At 56.8% G+C, this 449-nt stretch carries 1 protein-coding gene; it reads right to left on the bottom strand.

The window, feature by feature from the left end; translation table 11 throughout:
- Positions 1-449, bottom strand: a 449-nt coding sequence (locus DU29_RS0129125) for an Hcp family type VI secretion system effector (protein WP_028624794.1), incomplete at both ends; no start/stop codon positions are given.

Raw genomic sequence — 449 nt, 5'->3', positions numbered from 1 at the left:
TAAACGACTGGGGAACGCCAGTCATCGGAACCCGAAGTACCGGATACTTCGTGGGTCCAGGTGATTTTGCGGTAGGTGAACTGCACTTCTTCCAGGTGGGTGAAGTGCGAGTTGCCTGGGTCCTGGCAGTTGTGCATCTTGTTGTTGATGGCGACGATGATCGCGTCTTCCAGTTTGGTGGTGTAGTAGTGCTCTTGGGTGCCCTGAGCAGAAGTACGGAACCACTGGATAACGATTTCGCTCATGCGCTCGCCGGAAGTCAGTGCGGCTTGCAGCAGTGGCGAAGACTTGTCGTAGACCTTGGTGATCGAGACTGGCTTGTGTACGCGCTGACCGGTTGGCTGGCCGGATTGCGGGTCACGCGGGATGATCACGTCGTGGCTGAAAGCCTGAACCATGACCTGGTCTTCGTGACCTTCCTGATAGGTGTTGCCAACGGAGTCGGCGGT

The organism is Pseudomonas sp. Ant30-3, assembly GCF_000690905.1.
GTDB lineage: Bacteria > Pseudomonadota > Gammaproteobacteria > Pseudomonadales > Pseudomonadaceae > Aquipseudomonas.
This window is presented reverse-complemented; position numbering and strand designations above follow the sequence as displayed.